Here is a 22,883-nt window from a genome sequence, read left to right on the forward strand (position 1 = left end):
TCACACCGTCAACCACGCGAAACCTTCGCTCTGCGACGCAACCACCACCTCCGTGGGAGCCGCGTCAAGCACGCCCGCCAGCGCCGCCTGCGCAAGTTCCGGCAGATTGTTCTGCTGGCTCAGATGCGCCGCGACCAGATGCCGCAAGCGCGAGCGGTCGAGCGACGCCAGGATTTCAGCCGCCGCGTGATTGTTCAGATGCCCGTGATTGCCGCCGATACGCGCCTTCAGCGACGGCGGGTAACGACTGCCCGCGAGCATCTGCACGTCATGATTGCATTCGAGCACGAGCGCGTCGCAGCCACTCAGCACCGCGCTGATATGCGGCGTGGACGTGCCCACGTCGGTGAGCACGCCAAGCCGGCTCGCGCCGTTCGAGAACACGTATTGGAGCGGTTCGCGGGCGTCGTGCGGAACGGTATAAGGGAGAACGCTGAGCTCTCCGATCGATACCGCCTCGTCGCCCCACAGCACCTGCAGGTCAACATCGGCTTCGTCGGCGCCCACCGCGCGCGCGGTGCCCCAGCTCATGTACAGCGGAATCGACCACTTGCGCGCCAGCGTCAATGCGCTGCCGATGTGATCGCTATGTTCATGCGTAATCAGGATCGCGTCGAGGTGCTCGGCACTCGCGCCGAGCCGCGTCAGACGCCGCTCGACTTCGCGCGCGGAAAAACCGCAATCGAGCAGCACACGCGTGGTGACCGCACCGCTGCGCGCCTCCACCAGCAGCGCATTGCCTTCACTGCCGCTGCCGAGACTTGCGAAGCGCACGACCCGCCTCAGTTCAGTTGCGCGTGCAGCAGCGACACGATGCGCTGCGCGTCCGACGACGTGTCGATCTGCCCATTCGCGTCGACGACCGCGACCTGCGTCACCGCGTCGCCCTTCGCGCGCACGTTGACGAGGAATTCCTGGCCCGGCTTGCGCGTCGAATTGCCGCTGTAGAACAGTTTGCCGAACAGGCCTTCCTTCTTCAGTTCCTGCATCGAATCCGCGTAGCGCACGTAGTAGATGCCCTTCTCGCGATCGCGGTTGTCGACCGTAAAGTTGGTGCGATCGAGCGCGAGGCCCACACGCAGCCAGGCACGGTCGAACGACTCCTGCAGATCGAGCGTCGACGCACCCGCACTCTGCTCGATCGTGGTCGGCGCGGCGGCGGTGCGCGCGTCGGTCAGCAGCTGCTTCGATTGTGCTTCAGTCAGGCCGAACTTCTGCATCAGCTTGGCGAGAAACAGCGCCTCGAGCGCCGGATCACGCGGACGCTCTTCCCAGCGCGAAGACGTCTTGTCCTGCCCGGTCATCACCTCTTCCATCGCGCTGTGCGTGATCGAGATATCGGTCGCGCTGTCCGGACCGCGCGATACCAGCGTGCGGAAACTGTCGCGGGTGCCCGACGAATAGGCGAAGTCGATGACCTTGCCGACCGTGCGGCGGAACCAGTCGTCCGGAATGTTCGCGCGGTTTTCCGCCCAGTCGGTCGTCATGATGCCGGTGGCCGGCGCATCGGTCTTCAGCACGAAGCCGTTTTCCTGCCAGAACTCCTGCAGCTGCGGCCAGAGCTGTTCCGGGGAACGGCCGTCTACCACCAGCCAGCGACGGTCGCCGTCGCGCTCGATATGCATGCCGAGCGGATCCTGCGCGTTCGGCTGACCTTCGGTTGCGTTGCCGGCCGCCGTGACAGCGCGCGTCGGCGTGCCACCAAGCGCCAGATTGGCCGGCGGTGCCACATAGCGCTGGTCGTTCGGCGACGTGCTCAGATCGCTCGGCACGGCGAGCGGCGGCGCGCTCGAGGTCGCCTTGTAGTTGACGCGGTCGGAAGCGAACCAGTCGTTCAGCGTGTCACAGCCGGCGAGCGTCGACAGGGCAAGCGCCAGCGCCGCCATGCGGGTTGCGTGGAGGGAAAGTGCGGAACGTTTCATGAGGTCCTTCGTGATGCTGGAACGCGATGCCTCGTTCGATCTGCCGGGAACGTGGGCTGAAGCGACGTCGGTTAATGAAATGCCGGTGGCGGTCTTGCGTGGGCGGCGGGACGGTCGGCCCGTTCAGCCGAGCAGGCCCGCTTCGCGCAGCGCGCCGCGCACCACTTCGTGGTATTGCGCATCGAGCGGCGTGAGCGGCAGGCGGATGCCGCCCTGCACACGCCCCAGTTGCTGCAGCGCCCACTTCGCCGGAATCGGATTCGCTTCGGCAAACAGATACTTGTGCAGTGACAGGAGTTTCAGATGAATGTCGCGCGCGGTCTTCACGTCCGCAGCGAGCGCGGCCTTGCACAGTTCGCTCATTGCGCGCGGCGCGACGTTCGCGGTGACCGAAATATTGCCGTGACCGCCGAGCAGCATCAGCGCGATCGCGGTGGGGTCGTCGCCGCTGTAGATGCCGAAATGCGCCGGCGCCGACTTGATCAGATGCGCGGCGCGGTCGATGTTGCCCGTGGCCTCCTTCACGCCGACGATGCCCGGCACCTGCGCGCAGCGCAGGATGGTCTCGTTGCTCATGTCGGCGACGGTGCGGCCCGGCACGTTGTACAGAATCACCGGCAGATCGACGGTTTCGGCGATCTTCGCGAAATGGCGGTAAATGCCTTCCTGGGTCGGCTTGTTGTAGTACGGCACGACCTGCAGCGTGGCATCCGCGCCGACGTCCTTCGCGTGTTGCGTGAGTTCGATCGCCTCAGCGGTGGAATTGGCACCCGCGCCCGCGATGACAGGAATGCGTCCAGCGGTGTGCTCGACTGCGGTCTTGACCATCAGCACGTGTTCTTCGACCGACAGCGTGGCCGACTCGCCGCTCGTGCCGACCACGACGAGCGCATTCGTGCCTTCCTCGACGTGCCAGTCGATCAGTTTGCGAAACGCCGGCAGATCGAGGCTGCCGTCTTCGAGCATCGGAGTGATGATGGCAGGAATGCTGCCGCGGATCTGAACGCCGTCCTGGTGACCGCTGTGGTTGCCGTTAGTCATGAAACGCCATGAATATGATCAGGTAAACCGCGATTGTAGCGGATTAGCCAGCCAACTCGTAACAAGGTGGCGCTGTTGCCCGTGCGGGATCATGCGCCCGGGCCGTTTCCCGAACCGCGCAGATGCGCTGAACGTAGGCCGGACGCGGCTCGGCGAGAAATCCGTCCTGAAATGCGATCACCCGCAGGTGGCCCCGCACGGTGTCGAGCAGCTCGCCAGGCGCGAGCAAAAACGCCGGATTGGAGGGTTTGCCGACGCTTTCGTTTCCTTGCGCGAAGGTCTCGTAAACCAGTACGCCGCCGGGCGCGAGCGCGCGCAGCAACTGCGGAAAAAGCGGCCGGTGCAGGTAGTTGGTGACCACGACGGCGGCGAACGCCGCATCGGCCGGTAGTGGCCACGTCGCGCCTTCGAGATCGGCCACGAGAGGTGTGACGAGCGGCGCGTCGCGCAGCAGGTCGAGAGCAGCCGCGTCGCGATCGATCGCGGTGACCGGATGGCCGAGCGACGCAAAAAAGCGCGCATGCCGCCCGGCCCCCGACGCGACGTCGAGCACCGCGCCGCCCGGCGCGATCAGGTGCGCCCAGTGACGCACCCAGCGCGACGGTTCACCGAGGCCATGCAAGCCACTGGTAACGGGCGTGCTCATCGCAGCACCGCGGTGCGTCGGGTGCGCATCAGTTGTACGACAGCCCCATCGCCTCACGGACGTCGCGCATCGTTTCGGTCGCGAACCGGCGTGCCTTGTCGCAGCCATCGGCGACGATCGCGCGCAACAGCGACGGGTCGTCCATGTACTTCTGCGCGCGCTCGAGCATCGGCTGCTGCTCGCGCAGAATCCCTTCGACGACCGGCTGCTTGCAATCGAGGCAACCGATGCCTGCCGAGCGGCAGCCCTTCTGCACCCACTCGTGGGTCGCTTCGTCGGTATAGACCTGATGCAACTGCCACACCGGACACTTGTCGGGGTCGCCCGGATCGGTGCGGCGCACGCGCGCGGGGTCGGTCGGCATCGTGCGGACCTTCTTCGTGATGGTTTCCGCGTCTTCGCGCAGGCCGATCGTGTTGCCGTACGACTTCGACATCTTCTGGCCGTCGAGACCCGGCATGCGCGACGCCTCGGTCAGCATCGCCTGCGGCTCGACGAGGATGATCTTGCGCGAACCTTCGAGATAGCCGAACAGGCGCTCGCGATCGCTCATCGACAGGCTTTGCGATTCCTGCAGCATCGCCCGCGCGCGTTCGAGCGCTTCGTCGTCGCCTTCCTGCTGATACGCGTTGCGCAACTCGTGATACAGCTTCGAGCGCTTGCCGCCGAGCTTCTTCGCGGCTTCGTTCGCCTTCTCCTCGAAGCCCGGCTCACGGCCGTACAGGTAGTTGAAACGACGGGCGATTTCGCGCGTCATCTCGACGTGCGGCACCTGGTCTTCACCGACCGGCACGAGCGAGCCGCGATACAGCAGAATGTCCGCCGCCATCAGCACCGGATAGCCGAGGAAGCCGTAGGTGGACAGGTCCTTGTCCTTCAGCTTTTCCATCTGCTCCTTGTAGGTCGGCACGCGTTCGAGCCAGCCGAGCGGCGTGCTCATGCCGAGCAGCAGCGCCAGCTCGGCATGCTCGGGCACCTTGCTCTGGATGAACAGCGTCGCCTGCGCCGGATCGATGCCGGAAGCGAGCCAGTCGATCAGCACGTCCCACACGTTCTTTTCGATCACTTCGGGCGTTTCGTAGTGCGTCGTCAGTGCGTGCCAGTCGACCACGCAGAAGAAGCACGGGTATTCGGACTGCAGCCGCACCCAGTTTTTCAGCACGCCGTGATAGTGGCCGAGGTGCAACGACCCGGTGGGCCGCATGCCGGAGAAGATACGGTCTGGGAACATGGTTATTTAGAAAAGCGAAACAAGTGGAGTCAGAATTGCGGTGATCGCGCTATACCCGAGCGTCACGAGTGGCCTCAACCAGAAACGCGTGAGCGTACCCGTCATCACCAGCGCCATCACGATGAAAAAGCCGTACGGCTCGAGCCGCGACAACGCGATCGATTGCTTCGGCGGCAACAGGGCCATCACCACGCGGCCGCCATCGAGCGGCGGCAGCGGAAACAGGTTCAGCACGCCGAGCACGAGATTGACGCCGACGCCCGCGCCCGCCATGCGCGTGAAAAACGGTTCGTTGACATTGAGCCCCGCGAGCGCAACGCCGAACACGCCCCAGAACAGCGCCTGGATGAAATTGCACATGGGCCCGGCCGCCGCGACCCATAGGCTGCCCCAGCGCGGGTTGCGCAGATTGCCGAACGCGACCGGCACCGGCTTCGCATAGCCGAACACGAACGCGCCGCTCGTCGCGAAGTACAGCAGCAGCGGAATGGCAATCGTGCCGAGCGGATCGATGTGCCGCATCGGGTTCAGCGACACGCGGCCGAGCACGTACGCGGTGTTGTCGCCGAGCCAGCGCGCGACGTAGCCGTGCGCAGCCTCGTGCAGCGTAATCGCGAAGATCACCGGCAGCGCGTACACCGCAATCGTCTGTATCAGGGAAGAATCCATAGCTCGCTATTGTAACAATGCGCTCGTGCGTGTCTGTCCGCTTTCGCTCACGACGCTCACGCCGTTTCCTCGAGACCGAACGGCGCGAGCGAGCCGCGCCCTGCCCGCACCAGCACCGGCTCCGAGCCGGTCAGATCGATTACGGTGGACGGCTCGCACACGCACGCGCCGCCGTCGATCACCAGATCGAGCTGCTTTTCGAGCCGCGCGCGGATTTCTTCGGGGTCGTTCAGCGGCTCGGTTTCGCCGGGCATGATCAGTGTCGAGCCGAGCAGCGGCTGGCCGAGTTCCTCGAGAATCGCGAGCGTGATCGCGTGATCCGGCACGCGCAGGCCGATCGTCTTGCGCGACGGATGCGACACGCGCCGCGGCACTTCCTTGGTGGCCTGCAGCACGAACACGTACGGACCCGGGGTCACCGACTTAAGCAGCCTGTACTGCCAGTTGTCCACCATAGCAAAATTGGCGAGCTCCGACAGATCACGCACGAGCAGCGACAGTAGTTGCTTTTCGTCGAGTCCGCGGATGCGCCGCAGGCGTTCGACCGCATCCTTGTCGTCGAGACGGCAGGCGAGCGCGTAGGTCGAATCGGTCGGCAAGGCGACCACGCCGCCGCCGTTGATGATTTGCACGGCCTGCTTGACGAGACGCGGTTGCGGATTGTCGGGGTGAAGCCGAAAGTATTGGGACATGGAGACTCACGATGGCGGCAGACGAACTGCGGCGGATGGGCTGCGGCGAGCAGAGCGCGTGCCGCATCCAGCCGGCCCGCGCGTGCGCCGTGCCTCTCCGGCACGGCGCGCGGTCACAGCCAGCGTTCCCAAACGGGCTTCAGATCGGCGGGTAGCGGCGGCAGTGCACCGAGTTCGATGCGGCCTTCGCCAGGCGCATGGAAGTCGGAACCGCGCGAGGCCTCGAAGCCATAGCGACGCGCGACGACCGCATATTCGCGGTACTGGTCGGGCGTGTGGCTGCCGGTCACGACCTCGATCGCCTCGCCGCCGAGGTCGATGAATTCGCCAAAGAACGCGTCGAATTCGAGTTGCGAATATGCGTAACGACCGGGATGCGCGACGATCGCGACGCCGCCCGCGGCCTGGATCCAGCCGAGTGCGTCGGCGAGCCTAGCCCAGCGGTGCGCGACGTAAGCCGGCTTGCCGTCGCCGAGATAGCGGTCGAACACTTCCTGGGTGTTTGCGCAGTGGCCGTGCTCGACCAGGAAGCGCGCGAAATGCGTGCGCGACATCATGTCGGGATTCGACACGTAACGCAGCGCGCCCTCGTACGCGTCTGGAATGCCGAGCGTGGCCAGTTGCTCGCCGATTGCTTCGGCGCGCGCGGCGCGGCCGTCGCGCGTGCGGGCGAGACCGTCGATCAGGATCTGGCTGCCCGGATCGATGCCGAGTCCGACGATGTGCACGGTGCGCCCCGCCCACGTGACCGAAATCTCGACGCCGCTCAGGTAATCCATGCCGAGAGCCTCGGCCGCGGTGCGCGCCTCGTGCTGGCCGCCCACTTCGTCGTGATCGGTGAGCGCCCACAGCGTCACGCCGTTAGCGTGCGCGCGGCGCGCGACGTCGGCCGGCGCGAACTGGCCGTCGGAAACGGTGGAGTGGCAGTGAAGATCGGCGTTCATCGTGGTCCTAGAAGGGTTCTGCGGTCATTTTACTGCAATGCAGTAAGGGGCCGCAGGGGTATCTCGCGACGCCAGTGCCGGTTGCCGGCGTGCCGCGAGGTCAAGACCAGTCAGCGCCGATCCCGCGACCTCCGGGCGACCCACGAGCGCCGTTTCAAACGTAGCTTCAGGCGCGGTGTCAGGCGCAGAACCCCTCGATCAACGCGGCGATCTGCTCCGGCTGGTCGTGATGCACCATGTGCCCCGCGCCGTCGACGATCTTCTCGCGCCAATCGGGAAACGCCTGGAAACGCGCCTTGAATTCGTCGAGCGGAATGTCGCCGGCGATCTGCGCGAGCGTCGGCGAGCCGGCGGCCTCGACGTGCAGCACCTTCGCGCTGACCTTACGCCACACCGCCATCACCTCGTCGAGGCGATACAGCGTCGGGCCGCGGACCTTGTGCGCTGGATCCGCGAGCAGCATGAAGCGCCCTTCGCCATCCGGCTTCGACCAGTGCTGCGCGAGAAATTGCGCACGCCGCGGAACGAGGCGCGGATTGGTTTTGATCAGGCGCGCGGCGACCTCGTCGAGTGACGCATAGCGCTTGAGCTGCGGTGGATCGCGCAATTCGTCGAGCCAGTTGAGCAGGCGCTTCGGCGCCTGCGCCGGATGCGATGGTGCGAGCCCGAAGCCTTCCAGATCGACCACGCGCCGTACCCGCTGCGGCCGCACGCCCGCATACAGGCACACGACGTTCGCGCCCATGCTGTGACCGACGAGGTTCACCTGGCCGTCGGGCGCGTAGCGGTCGATCAGCGCGTCGAGATCGCCGAGATAGTCCTGCACCCAGTAGCTGCCGCCGCCGCGCTCGGCGACCGGCCAGTCGGACAGACCGAAGCCGCGCATGTCGGGCGCGATCACCTGCCAGTCGCCACCGAGCACATCGACGACGAACTGGAACGACGCGCCGACGTCCATCCAGCCGTGCAGCATGAACAGTGTCCGCGCATCGGGATGGCCCCAGCGCCGCACGTGCAGCCGGACGCCGCGCGCGGCAACGAACTCAGAGCGGGATGTATTCATGAACGGCGCACCCGTAAAAAAGAATGGTCGTTCGATTATAGGAACAGCGGCGCAAGAAGTGGTAACGGTTTATTGACGCGATGCTCGGTCGTCCGTTGCCTGCATGGCTTGCTGCGCATCCTGACTCGCGAGCGCGGCGAGTTCGGCATCGTCGAAACCAGCGTCGCGGCGCGCTTCGAAATTGAACGGGCCACGCAGTTTCGGCGCGTGATACTGGTCGGCGAGACGCAGATAGGTGTGGTGCGGATCGAGGCCGTCCGCGTCGCACAGGTGACGGAACCAGCGGTTGCCGATCAGCACGTGGCCGATTTCATCGCGCAGGATCACGTCGAGAATCGCCGCCGACGCGTGATCGCCGGCCTGCTGCAGACGCGCGCGGATCGGCGGCGACGCGTCGAGGCCGCGCGCTTCGAGCGTACGCGGCACGAGTGCCATGCGCGCGAGCACGTCGCCACGGGTGCGCTCGCAAATGTCCCATAGGCCGCCGTGCGCCGGGAAGTCGCCGTACGCGTGGTCATATTCGGCGAGACGCGCGGCGAGCAGCGAGTAGTGATACGCCTCTTCGGCGGCGACCTTGAGCCAGTCGGTATAGAACCCGGCGGGCATGCCGGGGAAACGCCAGATGGCGTCGAGCGCCAGATTGATCGCATTGAACTCGATGTGGGCGAGCGCGTGGAGCAGCACCGCGCGGCCCTGCGGCGACTGCATGCTGCGTCGACCGAGTTGGCGCGGTTCGACCAGTTCGGGCCGTTCGGGGCGGCCCGGCAGGCCAGCGGGCTCGGCGAGATCGAGGCCGGAGTCACAGAGAGCGCGACCGTCGAGTACCGCAGCGTACAACTCGGTGGCCGCCGCGGCCTTCGCGGCCGGATCCCGCTCGCGCAACGCGGCGAGCGCGGCGCGGCGCGCGCACGGCGGCTCGTCGAGAGAATTCGATGCGCGAGAAGCGACAGAAACGGGCGAAGCAGCGGACGTCATGACAAACGGATCGGCGTTGGAGGCGGTAAAGACGGCGGACAGACGGCGGCTGAGCCGCGCGCGAGCGGCCAAGCGGCTCATGCACACAACCGTTTACAATACCCGATTCGACCAACCGGCGCGCTTTCGGGCACGCCCGTCAGTTGGCGACGCAAGACCGCCAACCTCGCACCGCGCCGGCTGCGCGCCGCCCCGCCCATGCGTGGCAACCGATCAGACCATCATCGTGCACAGGATCGGAGTCACCGAAGGCCCGGCTCTGACCAACAAGGAGACATTGTGACGATTTACAAGCTGGGCGAAGCCGCCCCGATCATTCATGAAAGCGTGTTCGTCGCGGATTCGGCGAACATCATCGGCAACGTAACGCTCGAGGAGAACGCGAGCGTGTGGTTCGGCGCGACACTGCGCGGCGACAACGAGCCGATCACGATCGGCGCCGGCAGCAACGTGCAGGAAAGCGCGGTGCTGCACACCGACCCCGGCTATCCGCTGACGGTCGAGTCGAACGTGACGATCGGCCATCAGGCGATGCTGCACGGCTGCACGATCAAGGAAGGCGCGTTGATCGGAATTCAGGCGGTGGTCTTGAATGGCGCGGTGATCGGCCGCAACTGTCTGGTCGGAGCGGGCGCCATCGTCACCGAGGGCAAGGTGTTTCCCGACAATACGCTGATCCTCGGCGCGCCCGCGAAGGCGGTGCGCGAACTGACGCAAGCGGATATCGCCAACATACAGCGCGGCGCGGCAAGCTATGCCGGGCGCCGCGAGTATTTCAAGGCGCAGCTCGTACGCATCGGCTAGACGGCCGGCGCGCGGTGCGCAAAGGCGCGGCGTCATGCCGCGTCATTCCAGCGAGGAAAAGTTGTGAGCGACCAGTTGCAAAAATTCATGTTCAGCGCGGCGCCGGTGCGCGGCGAGATCGTTTCCCTGCGCAATACCTGGCAGGACGTGCTGACGCGCCGCGATTATCCGGCGCCCGTGCGAACGATTCTGGGCGAAATGATGGCCGCGTGCGCGCTGCTGTCGGCGAACCTGAAGTTCGACGGCACGCTCGTCATGCAGATTTTCGGCGATGGCCCGGTCAAGATGCTGGTCGTGCAGTGCAGCTCGAACCTGACGATGCGCGCCACCGCGAAGCTGTCCGGCGAAGCCGCCCATACGATCGACGACACGACCTCGCTCATCGATCTGGTGAACGCGAGCGGCTACGGCCGCTGCGTGATCACGCTCGACCCGACCGCCAAGCAGCCCGGCCAGCAGCCGTACCAGAGTATCGTGCCGCTGTCGGGCGTGGACGGAGCGCTGAAGTCGATCGCCGAGGTGCTCGAGCACTATATGCATCACTCCGAGCAGCTCGACACGCGCATGTGGCTCGCGGCGAACACCGAGCGCGCGGTCGGCATGCTGCTGCAGAAACTGCCGGGCGACGGCGGCATCGTCCCGCATCCGGGCGAGCTCGACGCGGATACGTGGGAACGCGTGTGCACGCTCGGCGGCACGCTGTCGCACGACGAGCTGCTGAAGGAAGAACCTGAGACGGTGTTCCGACGCCTGTTCTGGCAGGAAAACGTCCAGCATTTCGAGCCGGTTACTGCGCGCTTCGAATGCACGTGCTCGCGCGAAAAAGTCGGCGCGATGCTGAAGATGCTTGGCCGCGATGAAGTCGACAGCGTGATCGAGGAACGCGGCCACGTCGAGATTCACTGCGAGTTTTGTAATCAGCGCTACGAGTTCGACCCGGTCGACGTCGCGCAACTTTTCGTGGCCGGCGGACTCTCACAAGGTGTGACGCCGGCGGCCGCGCAGCGGCACTAGACCGCGCTTTCGCCGAAGCGGAGTATGTGCCCGTGAACTGATCGGGCTCTTCAACGCAAGTCCTGACCGCGCCGCCTCATGCCTCGTCACGGCTCGGGCGGCGCGTTGCTTTTGAGCGCGGCGTTGATACTTTGGAAGGATGCGGCGCTGCGCGTTGGAAGACGCTTGCTCGAGCCTCGGACCGATGGAGATTCGACCATGAAGCACACGCTTTCGTTGATCCTTGCCGTCCTCACGGGCAGCGCGGTGCTGGCCGGCTGCTCGATCGATCCGCCTGGCCCAGCGCCGATTCTGAGCCGTCTGCCGCCCGATCAGGCCGAAGCCATCAGTCATACGCAGACGCTGACACCGGAGGAACGCGCGCGCTATGACGCGATCGAGCAACAGGTCATGTTCGAACAGAATCAGACGATGGCCGCGGACGCCGCCGCGCAAGCCTGGTCGCGCTATTACTCGCGTTCGCCGCCCGTGAGGTTTTCCGCGGGCTTCTCGAGCGGCGGCTGGGGACGTGGCTGGGGAACCGGGATCGGCGTCGGGTTCGGGCCGTATTGGGGCTGGTAGGGCGAACACGGCAGCATAAAAACAAAAAAGCGCGGTTCAGGATGAACCGCGCTTTTTTTGCGCCTTCCTGCGAGGCCGATGCGAAATATCGAACCTCAGTGCACCGGCTTCTTCTCCTTCGCAGCCGCTGCCTTCCCGCCATGCTTGCGATCCGGCTTCGCGCGCGACTCCGGATTCGGCACCACATGCAGCGGCGCGGCCGACACCTCACCGCGCGTCGAGGTGTTCGCCGACGGCGTATTCGCCAACGGCAACGGCTGGTTCGGCGACACGAACTGCACGAACACTTCGCCGTCCTTGACCATGCCCATTTCGTAGCGCGCCCGCTCTTCGACCGCGGCCGTGCCATTCTGCAGGTCCTGCACTTCGCCCTGGATGCGCTCGTTGCGCAGCTTCGCGTCGGCATTCTTCTGCAGTTGCTGCGCGAGTTGTCCCTGCAACTCGTGCACGCGCAGCCAGCCGCCGTGCCCCCACCAGAGCGGGTACTGGATCAACGCCAGCAGAACGATCAGGACAGCAGTGACAAGCCGCATGAAGTAAGCACAATAAATACGCGCCGCCCTGCGCTATACGCAGGGCGGCGAGGTCAATCAGAAACGAAGGATAACCGGCTCATCGATCGGCGTGAACAATCTGGCGAAGACCGCTTAGCGCAGATTGTAGAAGGCCGACTTGCCCGGGTAGCTCGCGATATCGCCGAGATCTTCCTCGATACGCAGCAGCTGGTTGTACTTCGAGATGCGGTCGGAACGCGACAGCGAACCTGTCTTGATCTGGCCGGCGTTCAGACCGACGGCGATGTCCGCGATCGTCGAGTCTTCAGTTTCGCCCGAACGGTGCGAAATCACCGCCGTGTAGCCCGCGCGCTTGGCCATTTCGATCGCCGCGAAGGTTTCCGTCAGCGTGCCGATCTGGTTGATCTTGATCAGGATCGAGTTCGCGATGCCCTTCTCGATGCCTTCCTTCAGGATGCGCGTGTTCGTCACGAACAGGTCGTCGCCGACCAGTTGGACCTTGTTGCCGAGCTTGTCGGTCAGCGTCTTCCAGCCTTCCCAGTCGCCCTCGTGCATGCCGTCTTCGATCGACACGATCGGGAACTTGTCGGCGAGGTTCGCGAGGTAGTCCGCGAATTCCGTCGACGACAGCTGAAGGCCTTCGCCCGCGAGCTGGTACTTGCCGTCGTGGTAGAACTCGCTGGCCGCGCAGTCGAGCGCGAGCAGCACGTCTTCACCGGCGCGGTAGCCTGCTTTCTCGATGGCTTGCAAAATAGTGGACAGGCATTCCTCGTTGCTGCCGAAGTTCGGTGCGAAGCCGCCTTCGTCGCCGACTGCCGTGCTCATGCCGCGGTCCGACAGGATCTTCTTCAGCGCGTGGAACACTTCGGCGCCGCAGCGCAGTGCTTCGCGGAAGCTCGGCTGGCTGACCGGCACGATCATGAATTCCTGGATGTCCAGGCTGTTGTTCGCATGCGCGCCGCCGTTGACGATGTTCATCATCGGCACCGGCAGTTGCATCGCGCCCGAGCCGCCGAAGTAGCGGTACAGCGGCAGACCGGCCTCCTCAGCCGCGGCCTTCGCGACGGCCATCGACACGGCCAGCATCGCGTTCGCGCCGAGGCGCGACTTGTTGTCGGTGCCGTCGAGCTCGAGCAGCGTCTTGTCGAGGAACGCCTGCTCGGAAGCGTCGAGACCCATGATCGCTTCGGAGATTTCCGTGTTGATGTGCTCGACGGCCTTCAGCACACCCTTGCCGCCGTAGCGGCCGGCTTCGCCGTCGCGCAGTTCGATCGCTTCGCGCGAGCCGGTCGACGCGCCCGACGGCACGGCCGCGCGCCCCATCGTGCCCGACTCGAGCAGCACGTCGCATTCGACGGTGGGGTTGCCTCGCGAATCGAGAATCTCTCGACCGATGATGTCTACGATAGCACTCATGGTTTCCTCAAAGGATGACGTTGAATTCTTTACTGTGACCTTGCATCGCGTGCCTGCCGGTCTCCCCGACAGACAGCTCGCGCGCCGATACGTTCGACGACCATTATGCGAAAACGCCGCGGGTCGATTATCGAGGACAATCGTGACACGCGGCGCACACCTGAATCAGTTGAAATCGCTTTCGAGGAACGGCCCGCGCTTGACGGCCCGGTCGAGCGTGACGAGCGTCTCGAGCAGGTCGGCCATGCGATTGAGCGGCACCGCGTTCGGCCCGTCGGACTTCGCTTGCGCCGGATTCGGGTGCGTTTCCATGAACAGACCGGCGACGCCGACCGCGACCGCGGCGCGCGCGAGCACCGGCACGAATTCGCGCTGGCCGCCCGAGCTCGTGCCCTGACCGCCCGGCAACTGCACCGAATGCGTCGCGTCGAACACGACCGGCGCGTTGGTCTCGCGCATGATCGCGAGCGAACGCATGTCCGACACGAGGTTGTTATAGCCGAACGACACGCCGCGCTCGCACGCCATGAAGCGGTCTTCGGACAGACCCGCTTCACGCGCGGCGTCGCGCGCCTTGTCGATCACGTTCTTCATGTCGTGCGGCGCGAGAAATTGGCCCTTCTTGATGTTGACCGGCTTGCCCGAGCGCGCGCACGCGTGGATGAAGTCGGTCTGACGGCACAGGAACGCGGGCGTTTGCAGCACGTCGACGACCGACGCCACCTGCTCGATCTCGTGTTCGGCGTGCACGTCGGTCAGCACCGGCAGACCGAGCTGGCGCTTCACTTCCGACAGGATGCGCAGACCTTCGTCCATGCCCAGACCGCGAAACGACTTGCCGCTGCTGCGATTGGCCTTGTCGTACGACGATTTGTAGATGAACGGAATGTTCAGCTTCGCGCAGATTTCCTTCAGGCGGCCGGCCGTGTCGATCGTCATCTGTTCGGATTCGACGACACAGGTACCGGCGATCAGGAAAAACGGCTTGTCGAGCCCGACGTCGAAATCGCCCAGTTTCATGCTTTCTCCTCGACCCTCGACTGCTGATGCGCGAGCGCCGCTTCGACGAACGACTTGAACAGCGGATGACCGTCACGCGGCGTAGACGTGAATTCAGGGTGGAACTGGACGCCGACGAACCACGGGTGCATGCTGCGCGGCAGCTCCATCATTTCCGGCAAATCCTCGCTCGGGGTACGGGCGCTAATGATGAGGCCACCGCCTTCGAGCTGGGGCACGAAACGGTTATTCACCTCATAACGGTGACGGTGGCGTTCGTTCACATCGGTGCCGTAGATCTCTTCGGCGAGCGTGCCGGGCTTGATCGGGCAGCGCTGCGAGCCGAGGCGCATCGTGCCGCCGAGATCCGACTCTTCGGTACGCTTCTCGACGCGGCCTTCGCGGTCGTACCACTCGGTGATCAGCGCGACCACGCGGTTCTTCGTTTCCTGATCGAATTCGGTGCTGTTCGCGTCCTTCAGGCCGACGACGTCGCGGGCGAATTCGATCACGGCGAGCTGCATGCCGAGGCAGATGCCGAGATACGGCACCTTCGCTTCGCGCGCATAACGGATCGCGGCGATCTTGCCTTCGGTGCCGCGACGGCCGAAGCCGCCCGGCACGAGCACCGCGTCGAGATGCTTGAGGCTCCCGACGCCTTGCGTTTCGATTTCTTCGGAGTCGATGTACTCGATGTTCACGCGCGTCGACGTATGCATCGACGCATGACGCAGCGCTTCGATCAGCGACTTGTACGACTCGGTCAGATCGACGTACTTGCCGACCATGCCGATCGTCACTTCGTGCTTCGGGTTCTGCAGCTTCTCGACGAGGTCCGACCACATGGACAGGTCCGCCGCCTTCGGCGTGAGCTTCAGCTCTTCGCAGATGATCGCGTCGAGACCCTGGTCGTGCAGCATCTGCGGAATCTTGTAGATGCTGTCCGCGTCCCACACGGAAATCACCGCGTCTTCGGGCACGTTCGAGAACAGCGAGATCTTCGCGCGCTCGTCGTCCGGAATGCGGCGGTCGGCACGGCACAGCAGCACGTGCGGCGAAATGCCGATTTCGCGCAGCTTCTGCACGCTGTGCTGGGTGGGCTTGGTTTTGAGTTCGCCGGCCGTGGCGACCCAGGGCACCAGCGTCAGGTGCACGAAGCACGCGCTGTTGCGGCCGAGGCGCAGGCTCATCTGGCGCGCGGCTTCGAGAAACGGCAGCGATTCGATGTCACCCACCGTGCCACCCACTTCGACGATCGCGACATCCGGCTCGCCGCACGTCGCAGACGCTGCGCCGCGCTCGACGAATGCCTGGATTTCGTTCGTGATGTGCGGGATGACCTGCACGGTCTTGCCGAGATAATCGCCGCGGCGTTCCTTGCGGATTACCGACTCGTAAATCTGGCCCGTGGTGAAGTTGTTGGCCTTGCGCATCTTCGTGCTGATGAAGCGCTCGTAGTGGCCGAGGTCGAGGTCGGTTTCCGCTCCATCTTCCGTCACGAACACTTCGCCGTGCTGAAACGGGCTCATCGTGCCGGGGTCGACGTTGATGTAGGGATCGAGTTTGAGGAGGGTGACTTTAAGACCGCGCGATTCGAGGATCGCGGCGAGGGAAGCGGCGGCAATACCCTTGCCGAGGGAAGATACTACGCCGCCGGTGACGAAAACATATTTGGTCATCGCTGGATGCTCGCGGGAAAAACGAATTATACCGTAAAGGATGGTCCCGACCCAGCAAAAAACGGCCGACCCACGCGTGCCGAGGCCGCCTCGCATGGCAGCCGGCGCAGCGGTTTGGGGCCCGCTTCGTGCGCGCAGCACGTTAGGCGGTTCGCTCCAGCTCACGCAGCATGCGTTGCACCGCGCGCGCGGTTTCGATCGGCTTTTCCATCGGATACAGATGGCTGCCCTCGATCCACTCGACATGCCCGCCGGTCGCGCGTCGCGTCGCGTCGAGCCCGGCCTGGCGGATTTCCTTCGAGCGTGTCCCGGCGATGAACCCGACCGGCACCGGCGCGCCGCGCGCGAGCCGCGCGCCGAGCGTATGCGGCAGCGTCCGGTAGATCTGGTATTCGGTGCGACGATCGAACGCGAGCACCCGGGTGCCGTCGGGCGAACTCTGCGGAATGCCGAAGTCGATGTAGTCGGACAGCATGCGCTCGTCCCAGCGCGCGAACGCGGGCTTCGAATGGAAGTGCCGCCATGCTTCGTCACGGCTCGTCCATTGCGTGCGCCGCTTGCGCGTCGCGGCGGCGGGCGACAGCCGCTCGTCGAGCCCGGTCCATTGCGACACGCGCAGCATGCTGCTGCGCCAGCCGGCGATCACCGGCGAGTCGAGCATCACGACGCCCCTCACCCACTGCGGCTTTTTCAGCGCCGCCATCAGCGACAGATAACCACCGAGCGAATGCCCGACGAGCCACACCGGCTGCTCGTACTTGCGGGCGATGTCGTCAAGCAGTTGCTCGACCAGATGGGGCCAGTCCTGTGTGACCGGAAAGCGCGGATCATGGCCGATCCGCTCGATCGAGCGCACGTCGTAGTCGTCGGAGAGCTCGGCGAAGATCGTCCGGTAAGTCGAGGCCGGAAAGCCGTTCGCATGCGAGAAATGGATGATGTTTTTCAACTGCGGCGATCTCCGTTGTGTTTTTTACGCGTGGGCGGGTGCTTTGCCCGTGCCGCTGCCTATACCGCTGCTTGCGCCTGTTGTCTGCGCTGTTGCGCTCATCGGGCCGCGACGCGCTCAGGGCTCCATCCAGTAGCGGCGCTGCGTGTCCCGATAGCGCTCGAGCGTGAGCGCGGCGCCCTCCTCACCGCGCGCGCCCGGATCGACGTCGACCCTCACGGCGCCATCGCGATCGCTGCGCCCGAGTTCGATATGACGCGCCGCGTAGCGCGCGAACACGCCCGCATTCGGATGATGGAAGCGATTCTCGTAGCCTACCTGAAATAACGCGATGGACGGATCGATAGAGTCGAGGAACGGCTCGGTCGACGACGTTTTGCTGCCATGATGCGGCACCATCAACACTTGCGCGCGCAGCATAGCGGGATCGCGCGCGAGCAGCGCGCGTTCGGCCGGCGCTTCGATGTCGGCGGTCAGCAGGGCCGTGAAACGCGGCGCGTTCGCACCGACGAACGCCGCCGCCTGGCTTGCGTTGGTGGGCGGCAACGTGCTGACCCTCAACACGCAGCAATGCTCGTTCGCCTTGCCCGTGAGTGCCCCGACGTCAGGCCACAGGACGGCGAACTCAACACCATCCCACTGCCAGCGCTGCCCCGCCACGCACGGCAGCGTCTGCGTGCCATGCTGGTTTGCCTTCGGCCACAGCGGATTGTCCGGCGCCAGAGCAGCCACCAGCTGACGCACCTCGATCGCCTCGAAAACGGCAGAGGCGCCGCCCGCATGATCCGAATCGGCGTGACTGATCATCAGCGTATCGAGCGTCGTCACGCCTTGCGCCCGCAGGAACGGCACCACCACGCGCTCGCCAGCGTGGCTCGATTCCGGACCGGGACCCGCATCGAACAGCAAGGCGTGATGCGCGGTCTGCACGAGCACCGACGAGCCCTGCCCGACATCGAGCGCAGTCAGACGGAACGCGCCTGATGGCTCGGCGAGTGCGCCGCTTGCGCTGGGCATCAGCAGCGGCAGCCACGACAGCGGCGCCGCCCAGCGCAGGGGCCAGCCGCGCGGCGCGAGACACCACAGCACACCGAGCGCCGCCGCGGCCAGCGCCCACGCATTCGGCTGCGGCAGCCACCACAGCGTCCAGCGCGGTCCCGACGCCAGTTGCAGGCCGGCCGCGAGACCATCGAGCAGCGTGTGCGCGGCGCGCCACGCGAACGCGTCGAGCGGCGCGGGCAATGCGACGCCCGCGAGCACCGTCGGCGTGACGAGCAGGCTCACCCAGGGAATCGCGAACGCGTTCGCGAGCGGACCGGCGAGCGGAATTTGCGCGAACCAGTAGGCGGTCAGCGGCGCCAGCGCGACCGTCACCGCGACCTGCGCGTGAGCGGCGCTGCGCAACCGTTCGGCGAGCGCGCGCAGACGCCGGATCGATACGGGACGCGCCGCGCTGCCCTCCTCGTCTTCATGATGACGGGACGCCAGTGGAACCCGCACGCGCGGCCGCCCCGACATCGCCAACAGGATCGCGCCGACTGCGCAAAACGACAGCCAGAATCCGGCCGACACGACCGCCCAAGGATCGACCAGCAGCACGAGCCCGAGCGCCCACGCGAGCACCGTGGAGCGCGCTAGCTGCCGGCCGCCGACGAACGCCAGCGCGACGAGCGCGGCCATCCACAGCGCGCGTTGCGCTGGCACGTTGAAGCCCGCGAGCGCGGCATGCAGTGCGGCGAACATCGCACCCGCCGTCACGCCGACGAGCTGCGCGGGCAAGCGCAGCGGCCAGTTGCGGCCGAGCCACCCCGACCGTCGCCAGATTGCCGCCGCGAGCCAGCCGGTCAGCCCCGCGACCAAGCCGAGATGCAAGCCCGAAATCGCCACCAGATGACTCGTGCCGGTGCCGCGCATCAATTGCCAGTCGGCGGGGCTCACTTCGTCCTGCGCGCCGATCGCGAGCGCGACGACGATGCCGCGATGCGGCGCATCGGCAAGCACCGTGTCGATACGCGCACGCAATCCGGCGCGCCAGCGGTCGACCAGCACGGCGAGCCCGCGCGCGTGACCGGTCAGGCGCCGCGCATGGTCCGGCACGCTCACGTAGCCGGTCGCGCGGACGTTGCGCGCGAGCAGACTCGCCTCTGCATCGCGCACGCCGAAATTCGCGTTGCCGTGCGGGCGCTTCAGGCGCACGGTCAGACGCCAGCGTTCGCCCGGTTCGAGCCGCGGCGCCGCGGCGTTGCGCGCGATCCAGGCTAGCTGGATCACGCGCGGGAAAGCGGCGAGCCGCGCACCGTTCGTATCGACGTCGAACAGGAAGCGCGCGCCTTTGTCGTCACGCGTCGGCAATCCCTTGATCGTGCCGACCACCTCGATATCGCGCCCTTCCCACTCGTGCGGCAGGCTCACCGCGAGCCGCGTTTGCGCGCGCACGGCCGCGTAGCCGAAGCCGACGCAGATCGCCGCGCACCACACCGCGCTCCAACCGGCCACCCGCCGCATGCGAGCGTCGCGCCATACGCGGCTAGCGAGCTGGTGCGAGAAGCCCCGCTCGTATTCGCGCTGGAGCGCCGCACCGGCCGCATCTGCCGCACCTGCCGCACCTGTCACACCCGCCGCCGCAGCCGCTCCGCCGCCACGCAAACCCCACACCGCAACGCCGGCCGCCGTGCAGCCGAGCAGTATCAACGCGCACCATGCGCCTGTATCCGGCAACACCGCCTGTCGCTGCAGCCAGACCACCCCCAACGCAAATCCACACCAGACCGCCCTCATCCGCCCTCCGTACCCGCTGGCGCCGGGCCTCGTCACTGCGCCAGCGAACGGGCAGCAGCGAGCCCGCCGGGCGTGGGGATCGCCCGACGCGAACCCTTTCGATCAACGGAATCGATTATGCAGAGGAAAGCGCGAGTCGCGGCAGCGCGGCGAGCGCGTTAGCCGTTGTGCCAAGGGCGGCTGCGTCGGAAGTGACACCGCGCAGTCGCGCGAGGCTCGCGCCGATCGCCGGAATCTGCTCGGGTGAATTGCGCTGCCTGTACATCCACGACGGCGCGATATCGGGCGCGTCGGTCTCGACGACCAGCGCATCGAACGGCAGTTGTTCCGCGAGTCGCCGGATCTGCCGGGCGCGCTCGAACGTGAGGTTGCCGCCGAACCCAAGATGCATGCCCTGATCGATGTACGCCTGCGCCTGCTGGAAACTGCCATTGAACGCGTGCGCGATGCCACGATGAATCTGATGCCGGCGCAGCCCTTTGATCACCTGATCCTGCGATTTGCGCACATGGCAGATGACCGGCAAATCGAATTCGCGCGCGAGCTGCAACTGGCCGTTGTAGAAAAACTGCTGGCGCGCATCGTCGAGGCCGTCGACGAAATAGTCGAGCCCGATCTCGCCGATGCCGACGAAGCGCGGATCGTCGAGACTCGCCTCGATCTCCATGCGCAGCAGGTCGAGGTCGGCATCGACGGCGTGCGGCGTGAGGAGCGGATGAATGCCGAGCGCGTACGCGCCGCCGTCGACGCGATGCGCGAGCTCGCGCACCGCCGCGAAGTTCTGTCGCCCGATCGCCGGAATCACGATGCGCGACACCCCCGCATGGCGCGCGGACGCCGCAACCGCATCACGGTCGGCGTCGAACTCCGAAGCGTCGAGATGGCAGTGCGTATCGATCCACATGGGTTATCCCGCTGGCAAGAGGACGGACCGTGCCGGCCCGCACTCAGACCGGCACCGGCGGCTCTTCGTGCAGCACGCCGTCGCGCAACCGCATGATGCGATCACAGCGGCCCGCCAGCTCCGGGTCGTGCGTGACGATCACGAAGCTCGTCTCGAGCGTGCGCGACAGTTCGAGCATCAGGTTGAAGACCGTGTCGGCGGTGCCGCCGTCAAGGTTACCGGTCGGCTCGTCGGCGAGCACGCAGGCGGGCTTCGTGACGAGCGCACGCGCGATCGCGACACGCTGACGCTCGCCGCCCGACAGCTCGCCCGGCCGATGCTTCGCGCGATGCCCCATGCCGACGCGCTCCAGCACCGCCATGGCCTCGCGGCGCGCGACTTCGGTCGTCTCGCGACGAATCCGCAGCGGCATCGCGACGTTATCGAGCGCGGAAAACTCCGGCAGCAGATGGTGAAACTGATACACGAAACCGAGCGCGCGATTGCGCAGGACGTTGCGCTCGCGCTCGGAGAGTTTCGTGAACGGCTTGCCGAGCACCGACACGTGGCCCGCGCTCGGATCGTCGAGACCGCCGAGCACGTGCAGCAGCGTGCTCTTGCCGGAGCCCGACGCGCCGACGATCGCGAGTTTCTCGCCGCGCCGCACGGCGAGTTGCGCATTGTTGAGCACCTGCACGTTCAGCCCGCCCTGCACGAACGCTTTGGAAATGCCGGTGGCTTCGAGCACGAACGGATGCGACGCGGAGTCCTGAGCGGTCATGGATGAATCGGTTGAGGGATGGACGAGGCGGTCATTCATAGCGCAGCGCCTCCGCCGGACGGACCTTCGCGCCGCGCCAGCTCGGATAGAGCGTCGCGAGCGCCGACAGCACGAACGCGATGATGCCGATGCGCGCGACGTCCGCCGGAACCAGCTCGGACGGCAGCTCGCTGATGAAGTACACCGATGGCGGCAGGAATTGCACGCCGAGCAGATGCTCGATCATCGGCACGAGCCACGGAATGCTCCACGCGATCAGACAGCCGAGCACGACGCCGGTCGCCGTGCCGATGAAGCCGATCGTCACGCCCTGCACGACGAAGATCTTCATGATCGAGCCGGGCTGCGCGCCGAGCGTGCGCAGGATCGCGATATCGGCCTGCTTGTTGGTCACCGTCATCACCAGCGACGACACCAGATTGAACGCGGCCACCGCAATGATCAGCGTCAGGATGATGAACATCATGCGCTTCTCGATCTGCACCGCCGAGAACCAGGTCTTGTTCTGCTGGGTCCAGTCGCGAATGTACAGATCGCCCGACAGCGTGCGCGCGAGCTGATGCGCGACTTCCGGCGCGCGCTGCATGTCGGTGAGGCGCAGCCGCACGCCGGTTGGTGCGGGCAGCCGGAACAGCGCCTGTGCGTCCTTGATGTTGATCAGCGCGAGCGTGCTGTCGTATTCGTAATGGCCCGACTCGAAAATGCCGACCACCGTGAACTGCTTCAGGCGCGGCAGCATGCCGGCCGGCGTGATCGTGCCTTCGGGCGCGACGAGCGTGATCTTGTCGTTCAGCTGCACGCCGAGATTGGCCGCCAGATCGGCGCCGAGCACGATGCCGAAGCCGCCGGGCACGAGGTCGGCCAGCTTGCCGCCTTTCATTTCCTTGCCGATGTCGGACACTTCAGGCTCGAGCGTCGGCTCGATGCCACGCAACGCGACGCCGCTCACCGCGTCCTGGCGCGTCAGCAGCGCCTGGGCCTCGACGTAGGGCGCCGCGCCGATCACCTCCTTGTTCTGGCGCGCCTCCTTCGCGGTCAGTTGCCAGTCGGGCATCGAACCGGTCGGCGAAAAGATCTCGACGTGCGCGAGCACCGACAGCATGCGGTCGCGCACCTCTTTCTGAAAGCCGTTCATCACCGACAACACGACGATCAGCGCCGCGACGCCAAGCGCGATGCCCGACATCGACACCAGCGCGATGAACGAAATGAAGCCGTTACCGGTCGTGCGTTTGCCGGCGCGTGTATAGCGCCAGCCAATCTGCCATTCGTAGGGAAATTTCAAGCGAATCCTTTTGTGCGTTCTTCGACTGTATGTCGGGAT

Annotated in this window: 22 protein-coding genes; 3 read left to right on the plus strand and 19 right to left on the minus strand. The window is 65.7% G+C overall.

What is annotated here, in order from left to right; genetic code table 11:
• The 10 genes from OKW27_RS21650 to OKW27_RS21695 form a co-directional block, all read right to left on the minus strand.
• Window positions 1–774, minus strand: coding sequence for an MBL fold metallo-hydrolase (locus OKW27_RS21650; protein ID WP_090800741.1), 774 nt, complete (start codon window positions 772–774; stop codon window positions 1–3).
• 8 nt (window positions 775–782) lie between these two features.
• Entirely contained in the window at window positions 783–1,922 is a 1,140-nt protein-coding gene (bamC, locus tag OKW27_RS21655) for an outer membrane protein assembly factor BamC (RefSeq protein ID WP_090800743.1), read from the minus strand.
• A gap of 123 nt (window positions 1,923–2,045) precedes the next feature.
• Window positions 2,046–2,963, minus strand: a complete 918-nt coding sequence (gene dapA, locus OKW27_RS21660) for a 4-hydroxy-tetrahydrodipicolinate synthase (protein WP_184004131.1) — start codon at window positions 2,961–2,963, stop codon at window positions 2,046–2,048.
• A gap of 43 nt (window positions 2,964–3,006) precedes the next feature.
• On the minus strand, window positions 3,007–3,609 hold the full coding sequence (locus OKW27_RS21665) for a class I SAM-dependent methyltransferase (RefSeq protein WP_090800746.1): 603 nt from the start codon (window positions 3,607–3,609) through the stop codon (window positions 3,007–3,009).
• A gap of 28 nt (window positions 3,610–3,637) precedes the next feature.
• Window positions 3,638–4,840, minus strand: coding sequence for a tryptophan--tRNA ligase (locus OKW27_RS21670; protein ID WP_090800748.1), 1,203 nt, complete (start codon window positions 4,838–4,840; stop codon window positions 3,638–3,640).
• A gap of 6 nt (window positions 4,841–4,846) precedes the next feature.
• Window positions 4,847–5,509: a site-2 protease family protein gene (locus OKW27_RS21675; RefSeq protein WP_090800750.1), complete on the minus strand. Its 663-nt coding sequence runs from the start codon at window positions 5,507–5,509 to the stop codon at window positions 4,847–4,849.
• Between the two features lie 56 nt (window positions 5,510–5,565).
• A complete protein-coding gene (locus OKW27_RS21680) occupies window positions 5,566–6,201 on the minus strand; it encodes an L-threonylcarbamoyladenylate synthase (protein WP_090800752.1) in 636 nt (211 codons plus the stop codon).
• A gap of 113 nt (window positions 6,202–6,314) precedes the next feature.
• Complete coding sequence (locus OKW27_RS21685; protein ID WP_429334811.1) at window positions 6,315–7,145, minus strand: 3',5'-nucleoside bisphosphate phosphatase; 831 nt, start codon at window positions 7,143–7,145, stop codon at window positions 6,315–6,317.
• A gap of 178 nt (window positions 7,146–7,323) precedes the next feature.
• Window positions 7,324–8,208: an alpha/beta fold hydrolase gene (locus tag OKW27_RS21690; RefSeq protein ID WP_429334812.1), complete on the minus strand. Its 885-nt coding sequence runs from the start codon at window positions 8,206–8,208 to the stop codon at window positions 7,324–7,326.
• Between the two features lie 69 nt (window positions 8,209–8,277).
• Entirely contained in the window at window positions 8,278–9,183 is a 906-nt protein-coding gene (locus OKW27_RS21695) for a ferritin-like domain-containing protein (RefSeq protein ID WP_429336578.1), read from the minus strand.
• Between the two features lie 279 nt (window positions 9,184–9,462).
• On the opposite strand from OKW27_RS21695, the gene OKW27_RS21700 reads away from it, so the two are divergent.
• The 3 genes from OKW27_RS21700 to OKW27_RS21710 all read left to right on the plus strand — a co-directional run bounded on the left by OKW27_RS21700 (window position 9,463) and on the right by OKW27_RS21710 (window position 11,562).
• Window positions 9,463–9,987 (plus strand): gamma carbonic anhydrase family protein, encoded by a 525-nt coding sequence (locus OKW27_RS21700; protein ID WP_090800758.1) that lies wholly within the window; start codon window positions 9,463–9,465, stop codon window positions 9,985–9,987.
• Between the two features lie 63 nt (window positions 9,988–10,050).
• Window positions 10,051–11,001 carry an Hsp33 family molecular chaperone HslO gene (gene hslO / locus OKW27_RS21705; RefSeq protein WP_090800759.1) on the plus strand — a complete coding sequence of 317 codons (951 nt, stop codon included), beginning with the start codon at window positions 10,051–10,053 and terminating at the stop codon, window positions 10,999–11,001.
• Window positions 11,002–11,199: 198 nt separating this feature from the next.
• Window positions 11,200–11,562, plus strand: a complete 363-nt coding sequence (locus OKW27_RS21710) for a hypothetical protein (protein WP_429334813.1) — start codon at window positions 11,200–11,202, stop codon at window positions 11,560–11,562.
• A 95-nt stretch (window positions 11,563–11,657) separates the two neighbouring features.
• On the opposite strand, the gene ftsB is transcribed toward OKW27_RS21710, so the two are convergent.
• From ftsB to OKW27_RS21755, 9 genes are all read right to left on the minus strand, one after another.
• The gene (gene ftsB, locus OKW27_RS21715; protein WP_090800763.1) at window positions 11,658–12,095 is read right to left on the minus strand and encodes a cell division protein FtsB; all 438 of its coding nucleotides are present in this window, start codon (window positions 12,093–12,095) and stop codon (window positions 11,658–11,660) included.
• Between the two features lie 114 nt (window positions 12,096–12,209).
• Window positions 12,210–13,493 (minus strand): phosphopyruvate hydratase, encoded by a 1,284-nt coding sequence (eno, locus tag OKW27_RS21720; protein ID WP_018417543.1) that lies wholly within the window; start codon window positions 13,491–13,493, stop codon window positions 12,210–12,212.
• Window positions 13,494–13,658: 165 nt separating this feature from the next.
• Window positions 13,659–14,513: a 3-deoxy-8-phosphooctulonate synthase gene (kdsA, locus tag OKW27_RS21725; protein WP_090800765.1), complete on the minus strand. Its 855-nt coding sequence runs from the start codon at window positions 14,511–14,513 to the stop codon at window positions 13,659–13,661.
• Window positions 14,510–16,171 (minus strand): CTP synthase, encoded by a 1,662-nt coding sequence (locus tag OKW27_RS21730; RefSeq protein ID WP_184022401.1) that lies wholly within the window; start codon window positions 16,169–16,171, stop codon window positions 14,510–14,512. The genes kdsA and OKW27_RS21730 overlap by 4 nt, the downstream gene beginning before the upstream one ends.
• Window positions 16,172–16,313: 142 nt before the next feature.
• Window positions 16,314–17,117: an alpha/beta fold hydrolase gene (locus tag OKW27_RS21735; RefSeq protein ID WP_184022399.1), complete on the minus strand. Its 804-nt coding sequence runs from the start codon at window positions 17,115–17,117 to the stop codon at window positions 16,314–16,316.
• A gap of 117 nt (window positions 17,118–17,234) precedes the next feature.
• A complete protein-coding gene (locus OKW27_RS21740; RefSeq protein ID WP_429334814.1) occupies window positions 17,235–19,895 on the minus strand; it encodes a DNA internalization-related competence protein ComEC/Rec2 in 2,661 nt (886 codons plus the stop codon).
• 115 nt (window positions 19,896–20,010) lie between these two features.
• Entirely contained in the window at window positions 20,011–20,799 is a 789-nt protein-coding gene (locus OKW27_RS21745; protein WP_184057318.1) for a TatD family hydrolase, read from the minus strand.
• A gap of 43 nt (window positions 20,800–20,842) precedes the next feature.
• The gene (gene lolD / locus OKW27_RS21750) at window positions 20,843–21,559 is read right to left on the minus strand and encodes a lipoprotein-releasing ABC transporter ATP-binding protein LolD (RefSeq protein ID WP_409260126.1); all 717 of its coding nucleotides are present in this window, start codon (window positions 21,557–21,559) and stop codon (window positions 20,843–20,845) included.
• Window positions 21,560–21,590: 31 nt separating this feature from the next.
• Window positions 21,591–22,844 (minus strand): lipoprotein-releasing ABC transporter permease subunit, encoded by a 1,254-nt coding sequence (locus OKW27_RS21755; protein ID WP_184048864.1) that lies wholly within the window; start codon window positions 22,842–22,844, stop codon window positions 21,591–21,593.
• Between the last annotated feature and the right edge of the window lie 39 nt (window positions 22,845–22,883).

The organism is Paraburkholderia sp. 35.1, assembly GCF_050436525.1.
GTDB classification, from domain to species: domain Bacteria; phylum Pseudomonadota; class Gammaproteobacteria; order Burkholderiales; family Burkholderiaceae; genus Paraburkholderia; species Paraburkholderia tuberum.